The following is a 12198-nucleotide window of genomic DNA, read 5'->3' as shown; positions in this document are numbered from 1 at the left end:
CGTACTCTTTCCCTTACCCTCACGATGTTGCAGCAAAACGCTCGACAAATGCCGCAATGCGCTCAAGCGCTGCCTGCAAGTTTTCCAACGAATTGGCGTAGGACAGGCGGAGGTAGCCATCGCCGGCCTGCCCGAACGCGGTGCCGGGGAGCACAGCAACCCCAGCCTCGTCAAGCAGGGCACGGGCAAACGCAGCCGTATCCTGCGTGATGCCTTGAATATTGGGGAAGACATAGAATGCACCAGCCGGCAGAGCACAGCGAATTCCTGGAATCTGGTTAAGTCCCGCGACAACGGCATCGCGCCGCCGGCGGAACTCGGCGACCATCTGCGCTACCGGCTCCTGCGGCCCCTGCAAGGCCGCGAGGCCAGCACGCTGTGTGAAGCCGGGCACGCACGAATGGCAGTTGATGGCCAAACGGGTGATCGGCTCGGCGAGCGGTTTCGGGAAGACCCCGTAGCCGAGTCGCCAGCCGGTCATCGCGTAGGTCTTGGAAAAGCCATCGAGAATGATCGTGCGCTCGGCCATTCCGGGGAGGCTCGCGATGCTGTGGAAGTGCCCATCATACAGGATGCGCGAGTAAATCTCGTCGGAGAGCACGTAGAACGCGAAGCGCTGCGCAAGATCGGCGAGCACGCCGAGGAGGTCGGGGCCGAGAACTGCCCCAGTCGGGTTATGCGGCGAATTGAGGATGACCAAACGCGTCCGTGGCGTGATTAGCTGGCGCAGTTCGTCGGGATCAAAGGCGAATCCCTGGGCTTCGCGCAGCGGCAACGGCACGGGCGTTGCCCCAGCAAAGCGGATCACCGACTCATAGATCGGAAAGCCAGGGTCGGGATAGAGCACTTCAACGCCAGGCTCAGCGAGCGCCAGGATCGTGAAGAACAGGATCGGCTTGCCGCCAGGGGTGACGACGACCTGATCGGCGTCAACGGCAATGCCGCGGGTGCGACTGACCTCGGCCGCGATGGCTGCCCGCAGTTCGGGGAGCCCCGGGGCCGGAGTGTAGTGCGTGTCGCCCTGGTGAAGGGCCGTGACGGCTGCCTCAATGATGTGCGCGGGCGTCGTAAAGTCGGGCTCGCCAATCTCCAGGTGGATGACGTCTCGCCCCTGTGCTTCGAGCGCCTTCGCCCGCGCCAGGACTTCAAACGCGCTTTCCGTGCCCAGCTGTGCCATGCGCGCAGCCAGCATGGCGTCCGATGGCTTCTCGCGTGTTTCCATCACCGTTACCCCTTCCCGCGCCGTGCAGGTTGGCGCGTTCTTCGGTTTACCGCAACTGAAGCATAGCGGCACGCAGCGCGGCAAGCGTTGCCCTTGCCGATCCCACGCTGAGCCATCATAATGCTACGGGGCGTCACGCTGTGCGCCTTCGACGTGCGGCCGAGCACACGTGAAGGGCGAGCAATGCGACGAGATGTGGTGTTAGCCATCGTAATCCCGTTGATCGCCGTTGTCCTCACCGTTGCGTTGATTGTCGGTATCGGTGAATCGTTGCTCTTCCTCAATGAGACCGTCGGCCCAAATGGGTCAATTCTCTTGGCCGTAACCCTCATGGCGCTGATCACGATTGTGGCCATTCTGCTCTCGCGTGGGGGCGGCGAGTCGGCGCAGCGCCACTAGTCCCACGCGCAGATCGGGTCTATGACTCCTGCGCAGCGCGTGTGGGCTGCTCACGCAGCGTTTCGGTTGAGGGATGCGCTGCGTGGGCAGCTTGACATATTCGGCACCTGCCCGTAATGACGAGATGGTCGAGCTGGGCCTGGAAGCCGTACTGCTCAGCCAGCGCATCACGGAGCGGCTTGAGGAGCGCATCATCGAGTTCGATGATCCGGCCACACTGGAGGCAGTGAAGGTGGTGGTGGCCGCGTGCGTGCACGAACTCGAAGACTCGCTTGTTCTCCCAGTTCGTTGCCGTCACTAAACCGAGCCGGACGCCAAATTCGAGGGTGCGATAGACGGTCGAGCGGTGAATTGTCGGGTCTTGCGGGTGCACCACAGCGTAGACCTCGTCGGCCGTGCGATGCCCACCGAGGCGCGCCAGGGCTTCGAGGATCAGGAGCCGCTGACGCGTCACCCGTTGCCCCGCCCCACGTAATGCTGCAATGACCAGCTGCGTCAATTGATTTCCCTCGTTGTCAGCCATTGTCCTGCCCCATGGTCAATTCTGCGTGCCCCGCCGTTTAGCCGCAACTGCCGCGCAAGCGCGCTGAACAGCGTGTCCATGTTGCAAGCAGTTGCTCCTGCAATGTGTTGCAAGAACGTGGGTACTTCCGCTAGACTCCAGGTAGACGCAGTGGAAGGAGTGACCAGTGATGCAGGGAGTGACGCGGGGACTCGACCGCGGCGAGCGGTGGCGGCTTGCTGGGTTCTACAGCATCATTGCACTCATGCACCTTCTGGGATGGGGCATGCTCCTCAGTGTCGCAGCAGCGCATCCCTCGATTCTTGGGCTTGGCGGACTGGCCTACAGCTTTGGCCTGCGCCATGCCTTTGATGCCGATCACATCGCGGCGATCGACAACACAACGCGCAAGCTGCTGCAGCAGCGGCAGCGGCCCGTTGGCGTTGGCTTCTTCTTCTCGCTTGGCCATTCGACCGTCGTGTTTCTGATTGCGCTCGCCCTCGGCTTTGCCGTGCGGTCGATTGTCCAGGGCGTCGTCTCGGAAAACGGCGAATTGCGCAGCCTCGGCGGGCTCATCGGGACGACGGTCTCGGGTGGTTTCCTCGTCCTGATTGGCCTGCTCAACCTGATCATTCTGTTAGACATTGTCCAGGTTTACCGCCGCATGCGGCGCGGCGAGCATGATCACGCCTCCCTCGAGGCGCAGCTCACAACCGGCGGTGTCCTGACGCGTCTCTTCAGCCGGTTGTTCGCCTTGATTAGTCGCAGCTGGCAGATGTACCCGATCGGGTTTCTCTTTGGCCTGGGGTTTGATACCGCATCAGAAGTGGCGTTGCTTGCCATTTCGGCTGGGGCGGCCAGCCAAGGTCTCCCGTTTGCCGCCGTCGTCTCGCTGCCGATCATCTTCGCCGCTGGCATGACCCTGATGGATACCACCGATGGCGTGTTCATGGCCAAGGCCTATTCCTGGGCGTTCTCCAACCCGGTGCGCAAGCTGTTCTACAACTTGACGATGACCGGCATTTCGGTCTTCGTTGCTCTGTTCATCGGTGTCATTGAGTTGCTCCAGATCCTGATCCGCTTGCTTGGCCTCGAAGGGGGTGTGTGGGACACGATCAGCAACCTTGACCTTGGCGCCTTTGGCTTCATCATCGTCGGGGCATTTGTGGTCGCGTGGGCGATCGCCTTTGCCTTCTACAAGCTGCGCCACGTTGAAGAGCGCTGGGGTGCACTCCTGGAGCAGCCGCGGAGCTAGGCAGCGGCCGAAACAACCAGGCCCGCTGGAAATACCCAGCGGGCCTGGTGACTGCATTCGGATGAGCTGTCAGCTTAGGCAGCGCTTGCCAGCAGCTTCAAGTCAGAGTTGCGGAGCTTGGCCAGCGCTTCCTTCTCGATCTGACGCACGCGTTCGCGGCTGATCTTGAAGTGCTCGGCGATTTCCGCCAGCGTCCGCGGCTGCTCGCCATTGAGCCCGAAGCGCAGGATCAGCACACCGCGCTCGCGCTCGGTGAGCTGTTCAAGGCTGCGGCGGATCTGCTCGCGGATCGCGTTCGTCAGCGCTTCGTCGACGACTTCCTCGCTCCGCGGGTCAGGTAGCAAGTCGCCGATTGTGCTCTCGCCATCTTCGCCAATCGGGCGATCGAGCGACGAAGTCCGCGGGATCGAGCTGCGCGCCTGCTCAATGCGGCTCACGTCAATGCCCAGCATCTCCGCCAGCTCCTCGTTGGTCGCTGGCCGGCCCTTCTGCTGCTCGATCTGCGCTTCCGCACGCCGGATCTTGGCGATCAGGTCGTGCATGTGCACGGGCACGCGGATCGTGCGGCTCAGGTTCGCCACCGCCCGGCCGATCGCCTGGCGAATCCAGAACGTCGCATACGTGCTGAAGCGGTAGCCGAGCTCTGGATCGTAGCGCTCAACCGCGGTCATCAGCCCGATGTTGCCCTCCTGGATCAGATCGATCAGGGGCAACTCGCTCGAGCGATACCGCTTGGCGATTGAGACGACGAGGCGCAGGTTGTGGCGGATCAGCTTCTCCCGCGCCTCCTGGCCCTTGCGCACTAGCTCGCGAAGCTCCGGCGTATCCTCGCCCGCTTCGATGCGCTTGCGCGCTTCGAGCCCCGCGCGCACCGCACGCGAGTACTCGATCTCCTCAGCATGCGTCAGGAGGCGATGCCCGCCGACCTCGCGGAAGTAGCGATAGACCGCATCATTCGCTGCCTGATCGATCAGGTCAGCTGATTCCTCGATTTCATCGAGTTCCTCGAGGTCGGTCTCTTCTACGAGCTGATCGAGCTCCAGCAGTTCCTGAATCTCGCGCTCTGTCATCGGCTCTCGTCACCTCCACCGTGTCCGAACGCACTGTTCGGACACGTAACGTCTTCCTTTGTAAACCTTCTTATACTACCACGCCTGCGGCGTGTTGTCAAGGCGCTTGTGCACGGTTTCACAAATCCAACGCGACACCGCGCACCATCCTCTACTCTCTATAACGGAAAAAGTCCGCCATTCGTTTCATTGTTGCCGCGACGTCGTTGCACTGCTCCTGCCTCGACCGCGTATACTCAGGGTGGCACGTAGGAGTAGCGATGGCCGTCAGTCAGCCGTACCGGCGGTTCCTCCAAACAGGCTTGTTGCGGCAGCTCACCGCGGCGCGCGTTGCCCCATCCCCCCAGGCGTTGGCGCAGTGCGACGATGTGACCCTGGTCGCGGCGGTTCGCCAAGGGGACGTGCAGGCGCTGGAAGTGCTCTACAACCGCTATGCCCGACCGACGTTCGCGTTTGCCTTGCGGATCGTCGGCGACCCGCTTGAAGCGGAGGAGCTGCTGCAGGAAGCATTCCTGCGCGTCTGGCAGCAAGCCGACCGCTTTGAGCATGTGCGGGGGAGTTTCCCAACCTGGCTGCTCAGCATCACGCACAATCTCGCTATTGATGCCCTGCGACGCAAGCGCCGACGTCCGCAACGTGCCGATCTCGTTGATGTGACGGAGATCCTGGGCGGCGAGGCTGATGAGACGGTCGATCTAGAGGAAGCAGCGTCGGTCGCGGAGTTGCGCCAGCGGATTCAAGCAGCGTTGTGTGCGCTGCCAGAGCCGCAGCGCCAGGCGATCGAGCTGGCCTACTTTGCTGGACTCTCCCAGCGGGAAATTGCCGAGGCCCTTGGCGAACCGCTCGGGACGATCAAAACACGGCTGCGGCTTGGACTGCAGAAGCTGCAGGAGGCGCTGCGTGGTGTGGTGCCTGAGGAGGAGTGAGGATGCCACCCGGCGAGCATGTCAGCGACCTCGTCGCCGGGTATGTGCTTGGCGCTCTCGAGCCCGACGAGCTCGAACGTGTCGAGCGACACCTGGCGGTCTGTCCTGATTGTCGCCGCGCGGTCGAGGAGGCCCGCGGTGTCGTTTCCTTGTTGCCGTACGCGGTCGACCCCGTCCCCGTGCCGAAGCGGGCACGCCAAACGCTCTTTGCCCAGCTAACCGAGCGTCGGGGAGTTCTCGCGAGTGTCACCGCGCTCTTCGCTGGGCCGGTGCGCTGGGCTGCGGCGTCCGCGGCTGCCTTGCTGGCCCTTGTCCTGGTCTGGGCTAGTGCGCGCCAGACGGCCCCTGTGGCAACGCCAACGACGATCCCGACACCGTCGCAACGCGCCGTGATCGAACTCGTCAGCCACGGGACAGGGTTTGTCACCCAGCTAACTGGTACCGGTGCATCACCCGGCATTCGCGGCGGCGTAATCCTCGATCCGTCGAGCAACGCGGCGCTGATCATGATGCAGAACGTGCCCCGGCCACCAACGGGTCAGGTCTACGTCGTTTGGCTGGTGCGGAACGGGCAGTATCGTAACGCCGGGATCCTGCCCGTCGATAGCCTCGGCAACGCTGAGCTCTACTTGACACCGCAGGAGACACTCTCGACGTTTGACGGTATCGCCATTACTCTCGAGTCGGCGTCGCTGGCGGCCAGTCCGAGCGGACAACAAATCGCGTTTGCCACCATTACGCACGCCGGGCGATAGCGCACCATCATCCTCTCGGCGCTGTCGTGTGCTCCGGAGAGTGGGCGCGGTGAGCGTCCGCATGTTGTGGCGAACACTGCCTGCCAGCGCCGACGTGACAGCGCGGCCTGGCGGGCACACGCGAGCGCGTTGACGGCAATGGCCCGCTCGCGTATGCCATGCGGAGCATGCGTGCTCATGTGCGCGTGTGATGTTTAGACGACGATCTGCCCGTCTTTCAGAAAGAGCTGGCCGTCGATCCAAACCTCGCCACCCTGGCGGAGGTCGCAGATCATATCCCAGTGGATGGCGCTGCGATTCTGCGAGCCGGTCTCGGGGTAGCCGGCCCCGAGCGCAAGGTGCACGGTGCCGCCGATTTTCTCATCAAACAAGATCTGCTTGGTAAAGCGGTCGATGGCGCGGTTGAGCCCAAACGCGAACTCACCGACAACCCGCGCTCCCTCGTCGGTCTCGAGCATCCGGTGCAGATAGTGCTCGTTTTTGGCAGCCGTGGCGCGGACAACACGTCCGCCTTCGAACCAGAGCCGAATGTCTTCGACCTCGCGACCCCCAACGAGCGCGGGAAAGCTGAAGCGAATGGTGCCTTCGACCGTGTGCTCAACGGGGCTAGTGAAAATTTCGCCGTCGGGGAAGTTCTTATGCCCATCTGCACTGATGAACGTGCGGCCGGCAATCGAGAGGCGAAGGTCGGTGTCCTGCCCCCGAATGTGCACTTCCCGCTTGTCACGAAGCCAGTCGATCAGCCGTTGCTGTTCCTGGCTCTGGGCCTGCCAGGCAGCGACTGGGTCAGGGGTATCGAGGAAGGCAGCGTGGGCAAGGAACGCGGTGTATTCCTCAAGCGACATCTCAGCGTCTTGGGCGTAGGCCTCGGTTGGGAACAGGGTGATGCACCAGTTGAGTGTTCCCTCCGCCGCGCGGCGCAGGTAGGTCTCCTGCAGCGCCATGCGCGCCTGCTGGGCCCGCTGCATCCGCTGGGGATCAACACTCGTCAACGCACGGGTGTTGGTGGTGGCCAAAATGGTGAGGAGCGCGTCAGCCTGTTCGACCGGGATCTGTTCGTCGAACGCGACATACTGCAGCTGCTCGTCGCTCGCGTAGCGGTAGAACTGCTCGGTGAGCTCAGGCAAGCGAATTTGCACCACGGGATGCGCGCCGCGGGCGAGGATCTGGCGATGCACGGCCAGGAGCAGTGGTTTGGCGCTGGGCGTGGTTGTGACAACGACGAGTTGGCCCGGCTGGACTTCCAGCGCGTACTCGACAAGGACGCGCGCAAACTGCTCGAACAACGGATCGGCCATTGCTCCCTCCTTTTCCACCAGGCATGCTACCGCAGCACGAGACGGCTAGCCAGCGTGTGCCGGGGCACAGGACAGATAGGCTAGCCCGCAAGGCGGCAATGGCTGAGGCAATGAGTACAAGTGGCTCTATCAGGAGAATGGCAAAACTGACTATGCTAAGACTGGAGTAGTATGTCGTTCCTGGGTAGGCAAACGGCGATGGCAAACCGGCAAGCGGCATCACAATCACGACGGTGGCCGGGGCAGTCGCTGGTTGAGCTAGCGATGGCGCTCCCGTTCCTGCTGCTTCTGCTTGCCGCCGCTGCTGACGTTGTCGGGGCCTTCGTGGTTTACATCCAGCTTGGCAACGCGGCGCGGGAAGGGGCGCACTATGGCTCGCTCAGTGCGGGGAATGCTACCAATACCGCGGGGATTCAGCAAGCAGTACTGAATGAGTTGCAAGGCAACAGGTTGCTCGGTGTGACACCGACGGTCACGAGTAGCACGGGGACGGAGACGGTCAACGGCACGACCTTCACCTACGTGCAGGTGACGGTCCAAGGAACCTATCAGCCGTTGATCAAGTGGCCCAAGTTGCCGTTTTTGCCTTCGGCTGGCCCGACTGGTTACCCCATGCAACGTGTTGTCAAGATGCGGGTTATACCGTCATGATGCAGGTACAGCGGGCGATCACTGCCGTGGCAACAACTGTGCGTCAGTGGCGGCGAGCGCTGCCAGGGCAAAACCTGGTGGAGTTTGCGGCGGCGAGTCTCATCCTCATCTCGATGATCCTTGGCACCATTGAGTTCGGTTGGGCCTTTTTTGTCAAAAACCAGATCGTGAATGCTGCGCGGGAGGGGGCGCGCTGGGCCGCTGTTCATGGGAATGGCTGCTATACCAACGCCTGGAACCAGACCTGTAGTCAGCCGGTGACGGCAAGCAGCATCCAGGCTCAGGTGCAGAGCTATGTGCAGTCGAAGGTTGTGATTCCAAATCCCAATTCGGTGCAAGTCACGGTGAGTGCGCCTGACGGTGACCCATTGGATCCGGGCAAACATGTCCAGGTGCAGGTACAGTATTCGTTCACGCCATTGGTCGGTTTTGCCATTCGTGTGCCGAGCATTCCGATGCAAGCGACCAGCACCATGATCGTCCACTACTGAGCGCGAAGGGGGAGGGTATGACGCACACTACGCGACGGCGGCGGCTTCCTGGGCAAGTGCTCGTGCTGATGGCTGCAGCGCTCGTAGCGTTGGCTGGGTTTAGTGCCCTGGCGCTCGACGTTGGTATGCTGCTGGCGACCAAGCGGTCCTTGCAGAATGCTGCGGATGCTGCGGCGCTCGCTGGGGCCATCGACCTCCTGAAAAATCAAAGCGATACGATCATTCAAGGCGATGTGACCAGTTATGCGCAAACGAATGTGCCAAGCGCGATCCGGTCCAGCCTGCAGATTCCCGAAATTACTGTCGATCGAACAAACAAACAGGTCAAGGTCACAGTCACGGCGCCACCGCCGCGGTTCTTCCTGGGTGTTGTCTACTCAGGGCCGTGGTCGGCAACCGCTCGCGCCGCTGCTCAGCTCACGCCGATCACGAAGCCGTATGCTCTCCTGGCCCTCAAGCAAAATGACCCGCAAGCGATTAACCTCATTGGTAACGTTGGTATCCGGATCGTCAATGGCAGTGCCATGTCCAACGGCGGCATGCGCTGCACAGGGAATGGCAGCCTCCAAGCAGACGGTACCGTCGATGCTGTAGGTAACCTGGCGACGACTGGAAATTGTGGCTTTAACGGGCAGGCTGGTACAAACACTGGCATGCCAATCGTGCCAGATCCGCTTGCCAACATGCCCGCGCCACCAAAGCCGACAGTGCCCAGTGCTCCCAACCCTCCCAGCGGGAAGTGCAGTAGCAGCGCTGGCAGTACAACCTGCCCGTCCGGCTCCTATTCGACGATTTCGCAAAGCGGCAACGGCTCACTCGTATTCCCCGGTACGGTCTACCAAATTCAGAGTGTCCAATACAACGGTAACGGGAGCGTAACCTTTGGTTCATCAGGTGGGGGGAATTTCTTCTACTTCACAGGCGGTGGCCTGAACATCTCGGGGAACTGCAACGTGACGTTTTATCCTGGTACCTATGTCTTCAACAACAGCAATTTCACGATTACTGGGAACTGTTCGATCACATTCATGCCAGGCCAATACCAATTCTTCATCATTAATGGCACACTCGCCCTTACCGGTAACATGAATACCACGCAGATCAATCCGGCACAGATGTCCTTTTACATCGGTGGAAGCAACGCTTCTTTCGGCATCACGGGTAACACCGACTCAACGCTTCCGCCTGGGCTCTACTATATCGATGGTCCGACCGTCCAGTTAGTCGGTAACCAGACGATTCGTGGACAAAATGTCCTCTTCTACCTCGATAACGGCTCAACCATCAGTGTTGTTGGGAATACAAGCTACCAGTTCACCGGGTCGACCACACCGCTCTACCCTGGCATGCAGCCCGGGCTGGTCATCTTCCAGGCCCGCGGGAATAGCAGCACATTGCGAATGGTCGGAAATTCCTCGTCCCAGGTTAACGGGATCGTCTATCTGCCAAGTGCACAGCTCCAGCTGACTGGTAACGCCAGTGGTACGTGGGCAACTGGGCAATTGATCGTCAACTCACTCTCAACGAACGGCAACGTCAACGCGGTTGTCAAGTACCAGGAGTATGTCAAGATTGCTATCCCAACGGTGAGCCTCGTGCCGTACGCTGCTGGGACGCCCTAGCCCTGCTCACGTCGTGTGGAAGCGAACGCTGAAGCCCGCCGTAGCACTGTTCACCGCGGCGGGCTTCGACGTATTCGGATGTCTTAGTGCGGCTTCACGCCGGCGATGAACTCGTCGATCGGGATGGCCGGCAAGCTCATGATCCGGATCGTCCCGCGCGAGCCGAGCGCAACCGAGATGCGCGCAACTGTCGTGTTGTCTGGCGCTTCGACGACGTTCACAAAATCATACGGCCCCAGGACAGCCCACTGATGGAGCACCCGCGCGCCCATCCGCTCGACTTCCTGGTTCACTTCCTTGATCCGCTCAGGGTAGTCGGCGATCGTCTCCATGCCCTCATCCGTCAGGGTGGTGAGCAGAATATAGAGTGGCATTGCTGACCTCCTTTCCGAAGGCTAGCGCGTTCCCGCACGATCCGGCAGCCAGCACAGCAGAGCCTGGCCAGGGCCAAAGGGCAACTCCGTGAGCGCAAACCGCGGCTCAGCACGGATCCAGTCAAGAAATGGCGCAAGCTCCTGCGCGTGCGAGCGAACGTTGTCGGCCATGATGACCGCGTGGGGGCGCAGGCGCGGCAGCAACGCGCGCAGGCTCGGCAGGTACGCTTCCTTGTCGCCCAGGTCGATCAGCGCCAGGTCGACTGGACTGTCCAGCGTCTCGACCGCGGCTACTGCATCGTCGCAGCGTAACGTGACCACGTCGAGGAGCCCAGCGCGTGCAAGGTAATCCCGCGCCACCTGTTGCCGGACGGCATCACGGTCGACGCTGATGAGCTGTCCGCCATTCTGCGCCATGGCGTCAGCCAGCCAGAGGGTCGCGTAGCCGTTGCCGGTGCCAAGCTCCAGTGCATGCTGGGCGCCCGTTGTCAGCGCGAGCCAATGGAGGAGGCGAGCGGCGTCCGGATGCAACGGTGGCGCGCCATCGTGGTGGGCGTGTTGCCGAAGCGCATCGAGCAATTCCTGCCGAGCGACACTACTCACCCTTGGTGTCCTTTCCTCCGCTCTCAGTGCTTGACCAGCCGGATCGCTTGCATTGATGATACTCCAGAGCGCTGTCGCTATCGGCGAGAGCACGGGGTTGCTGAGGAGGCGCAGAGTATGCGGATCGTGCGTTACCTGTGGGAAGGCGGGCCGCGCTGGGGACTCGTTGAGGGTGACGTTGTCCTGGCCACGAGCGGTGACCCGTTCCAGGGGCTTCGGCCGGGTGAAGCGGTCGGGCCAATTGATCAGCTGACCCTGCTCCCTCCAGTCGTGCCGAGCAAAATCATCGCGATCGGCCTAAACTATCTCGACCATATCACCGAAGATGCCCCGCAGTTCCAAGTGCCCGACAATCCGATCATCTTCCTCAAGCCGCCCAGTTCGCTCGTTGGCCATGGCGCGCCGATTGTGCTGCCGCAGGGCACCGAGCAAGTCGATAGCGAGGCTGAGCTTGCGGTCGTCATCGGACGGCGGGCGCGCTACGTCCGGCCCGAGCAGGCTTTGGACGTGGTGCTCGGCTATACCTGCTCGAACGATGTCTCGGCGCGTGACTACCAGTTTCGCGACGGCCAATGGGCTCGCGCCAAAGGATTCGACACGTTCACGCCGCTCGGCCCCATGATTGTGACTGATCTCGATCCACGCGATCTCGCGATTACGAGCCGGGTAAACGGAACCGTCCATCAGCAGTCGACGACTGCGAAGTTGCTGTTCAGCGTCCCTGAGTTGATTGCCTTCATTAGCCGCGTGATGACCCTCGAACCCGGCGACATCATCATGACCGGTACGCCAGCCCATCCACCGCGGATGCAGCCCGGCGACGTCGTCGAGATCGAGATTGCCGGCATCGGCGTCTTGCGGAACGTGGCCGTCGCTGAGACATTGCCGGATGGCGGCACGTTCACCTGGCGGTTGTCGCGGGAGTAAGCGCGCGTTCTCGGCGATTTCCCTGCGCATTCAGCCGACGGCGTGCGGGCGCTGGCTGCTGTGGTGTTGTCAGCGTCCGCGCGTCGGTCTATACTGCTGTCTT

General features: G+C 61.8%; 14 protein-coding genes. 8 read left to right on the top strand and 6 right to left on the bottom strand.

The window, feature by feature from the left end:
• Positions 1–19: 19 nt before the first annotated feature.
• Positions 20–1222 (bottom strand): pyridoxal phosphate-dependent aminotransferase, encoded by a 1203-nt coding sequence (locus N675_RS10840; protein ID WP_081887066.1) that lies wholly within the window; start codon positions 1220–1222, stop codon positions 20–22.
• A 183-nt stretch (positions 1223–1405) separates the two neighbouring features.
• On the opposite strand from N675_RS10840, the gene N675_RS10835 reads away from it, so the two are divergent.
• Positions 1406–1621: a hypothetical protein gene (locus N675_RS10835; RefSeq protein ID WP_038039924.1), complete on the top strand. Its 216-nt coding sequence runs from the start codon at positions 1406–1408 to the stop codon at positions 1619–1621.
• A gap of 19 nt (positions 1622–1640) precedes the next feature.
• Here the strand turns inward: N675_RS10835 and N675_RS10830 are convergent, their stop codons facing one another.
• Positions 1641–2144, bottom strand: coding sequence for a Fur family transcriptional regulator (locus N675_RS10830; protein ID WP_051914651.1), 504 nt, complete (start codon positions 2142–2144; stop codon positions 1641–1643).
• 169 nt (positions 2145–2313) lie between these two features.
• Here N675_RS10830 and N675_RS10825 point away from each other — a divergent pair, with 169 nt between their 5' ends.
• Positions 2314–3378: a HoxN/HupN/NixA family nickel/cobalt transporter gene (locus N675_RS10825; RefSeq protein WP_038039923.1), complete on the top strand. Its 1065-nt coding sequence runs from the start codon at positions 2314–2316 to the stop codon at positions 3376–3378.
• A gap of 74 nt (positions 3379–3452) precedes the next feature.
• On the opposite strand, the gene N675_RS10820 is transcribed toward N675_RS10825, so the two are convergent.
• Positions 3453–4448, bottom strand: coding sequence for a sigma-70 family RNA polymerase sigma factor (locus tag N675_RS10820; protein ID WP_051914650.1), 996 nt, complete (start codon positions 4446–4448; stop codon positions 3453–3455).
• A 260-nt stretch (positions 4449–4708) separates the two neighbouring features.
• On the opposite strand from N675_RS10820, the gene N675_RS10815 reads away from it, so the two are divergent.
• Positions 4709–5374, top strand: coding sequence for a sigma-70 family RNA polymerase sigma factor (locus N675_RS10815; protein ID WP_081887065.1), 666 nt, complete (start codon positions 4709–4711; stop codon positions 5372–5374).
• Between the two features lie 2 nt (positions 5375–5376).
• The gene (locus N675_RS10810; protein ID WP_038039922.1) at positions 5377–6129 is read left to right on the top strand and encodes an anti-sigma factor; all 753 of its coding nucleotides are present in this window, start codon (positions 5377–5379) and stop codon (positions 6127–6129) included.
• Between the two features lie 194 nt (positions 6130–6323).
• On the opposite strand, the gene N675_RS10805 is transcribed toward N675_RS10810, so the two are convergent.
• Positions 6324–7427 carry an aminopeptidase gene (locus N675_RS10805; RefSeq protein ID WP_038039920.1) on the bottom strand — a complete coding sequence of 368 codons (1104 nt, stop codon included), beginning with the start codon at positions 7425–7427 and terminating at the stop codon, positions 6324–6326.
• A gap of 198 nt (positions 7428–7625) precedes the next feature.
• On the opposite strand from N675_RS10805, the gene N675_RS10800 reads away from it, so the two are divergent.
• The 3 genes from N675_RS10800 to N675_RS10790 are packed head-to-tail and all read left to right on the top strand — an operon-like array spanning position 7626 to position 10191.
• Complete coding sequence (locus N675_RS10800; RefSeq protein WP_197066296.1) at positions 7626–8078, top strand: TadE/TadG family type IV pilus assembly protein; 453 nt, start codon at positions 7626–7628, stop codon at positions 8076–8078.
• Positions 8075–8569, top strand: a complete 495-nt coding sequence (locus N675_RS10795; RefSeq protein WP_038039917.1) for a TadE family protein — start codon at positions 8075–8077, stop codon at positions 8567–8569. Before N675_RS10800 ends, N675_RS10795 begins: the two co-directional genes overlap by 4 nt.
• Positions 8570–8586: 17 nt before the next feature.
• A complete protein-coding gene (locus N675_RS10790; protein WP_038039915.1) occupies positions 8587–10191 on the top strand; it encodes a pilus assembly protein TadG-related protein in 1605 nt (534 codons plus the stop codon).
• 83 nt (positions 10192–10274) lie between these two features.
• On the opposite strand, the gene N675_RS10785 is transcribed toward N675_RS10790, so the two are convergent.
• Positions 10275–10565, bottom strand: coding sequence for a GYD domain-containing protein (locus N675_RS10785; protein ID WP_038039913.1), 291 nt, complete (start codon positions 10563–10565; stop codon positions 10275–10277).
• A gap of 21 nt (positions 10566–10586) precedes the next feature.
• Positions 10587–11168 (bottom strand): O-methyltransferase, encoded by a 582-nt coding sequence (locus tag N675_RS10780; RefSeq protein ID WP_051914649.1) that lies wholly within the window; start codon positions 11166–11168, stop codon positions 10587–10589.
• 117 nt (positions 11169–11285) lie between these two features.
• Here N675_RS10780 and N675_RS10775 point away from each other — a divergent pair, with 117 nt between their 5' ends.
• Complete coding sequence (locus tag N675_RS10775) at positions 11286–12095, top strand: fumarylacetoacetate hydrolase family protein (protein WP_051914648.1); 810 nt, start codon at positions 11286–11288, stop codon at positions 12093–12095.
• The last annotated feature ends 103 nt before the right edge of the window (positions 12096–12198 follow it).

This window comes from Thermorudis peleae (genome assembly GCF_000744775.1).
GTDB lineage: Bacteria > Chloroflexota > Chloroflexia > Thermomicrobiales > Thermomicrobiaceae > Thermorudis > Thermorudis peleae.
This window is presented reverse-complemented; position numbering and strand designations above follow the sequence as displayed.

Bases quoted from the DNA above. Each gene is read 5' to 3' on its own strand.
- N675_RS10810 (WP_038039922.1), top strand. From the start codon at position 5,377: ATGCCACCCGGCGAGCATGTCAGCGACCTCGTCGCCGGGTATGTGCTT.
- N675_RS10795 (WP_038039917.1), top strand. From the start codon at position 8,075: ATGATGCAGGTACAGCGGGCGATCACTGCCGTGGCAACAACTGTGCGT.
- N675_RS10790 (WP_038039915.1), top strand. From the start codon at position 8,587: ATGACGCACACTACGCGACGGCGGCGGCTTCCTGGGCAAGTGCTCGTG.
- N675_RS10775 (WP_051914648.1), top strand. From the start codon at position 11,286: ATGCGGATCGTGCGTTACCTGTGGGAAGGCGGGCCGCGCTGGGGACTC.
- N675_RS10840 (WP_081887066.1), bottom strand. From the start codon at position 1,222: ATGGAAACACGCGAGAAGCCATCGGACGCCATGCTGGCTGCGCGCATG.
- N675_RS10825 (WP_038039923.1), top strand. From the start codon at position 2,314: ATGCAGGGAGTGACGCGGGGACTCGACCGCGGCGAGCGGTGGCGGCTT.
- N675_RS10830 (WP_051914651.1), bottom strand. From the start codon at position 2,144: ATGGCTGACAACGAGGGAAATCAATTGACGCAGCTGGTCATTGCAGCA.
- N675_RS10800 (WP_197066296.1), top strand. From the start codon at position 7,626: ATGGCAAACCGGCAAGCGGCATCACAATCACGACGGTGGCCGGGGCAG.
- N675_RS10835 (WP_038039924.1), top strand. From the start codon at position 1,406: ATGCGACGAGATGTGGTGTTAGCCATCGTAATCCCGTTGATCGCCGTT.
- N675_RS10820 (WP_051914650.1), bottom strand. From the start codon at position 4,448: ATGACAGAGCGCGAGATTCAGGAACTGCTGGAGCTCGATCAGCTCGTA.
- N675_RS10805 (WP_038039920.1), bottom strand. From the start codon at position 7,427: ATGGCCGATCCGTTGTTCGAGCAGTTTGCGCGCGTCCTTGTCGAGTAC.
- N675_RS10815 (WP_081887065.1), top strand. From the start codon at position 4,709: ATGGCCGTCAGTCAGCCGTACCGGCGGTTCCTCCAAACAGGCTTGTTG.
- N675_RS10785 (WP_038039913.1), bottom strand. From the start codon at position 10,565: ATGCCACTCTATATTCTGCTCACCACCCTGACGGATGAGGGCATGGAG.